We start from the raw sequence: 509 nt of genomic DNA, 5'->3' as shown, positions 1-509 counted from the left end.
GACGGCATCAACACGCAGGGTTCCGAGGAGGGCATGGTCCCGATCGAGATCGACGGTCCCCGCCACAAACAGTTCCGTGCACTCCTCGACCCGCACTTCGCACCCAAGAAGGTCGCGCTACTGGAAGACGGCCTGCGCGACTGGGCCAACCGACTCATCGACGACTGGATCGAGGACGGCACGTGCGACTTCGTCGACGGCTTCGCCCTCCCCTTCCCCGGCGTCACCGTCCTGACCATCATGGGCTGGCCGTTGGAAGACCTGCACACCATGAACGCCTGGGTATCGACCCTGCTGCACGGCGTCGTCGGAGGCACCCAGGACGAGACGAATGCCGCACGCGGCAAGGCCCACGGTGAGATTCGCCAGTACATGCTCGACCTGATCGCCGCACGCCGTACCGCGCCTCACCGGGACGACGTCACCTCCGCCGCTCTGGACGCCGAGATCGACGGCAAGAAACTCACCGACCTGGAACTGTTCGACATGTTCCTGCTCATGATGCTGGC

Annotated in this window: 1 pseudogene; it reads left to right on the top strand. The window is 64.8% G+C overall.

Going from position 1 to position 509, the window contains the following annotated elements:
* A pseudogene (locus MLGJGCBP_RS50915) lies at positions 1-509 on the top strand (cytochrome P450); the annotation flags it as partial.

The organism is Rhodococcus sp. T7, from assembly GCF_009872365.1.
Taxonomy (GTDB): domain Bacteria; phylum Actinomycetota; class Actinomycetes; order Mycobacteriales; family Mycobacteriaceae; genus Rhodococcus_F.
This window is presented reverse-complemented; position numbering and strand designations above follow the sequence as displayed.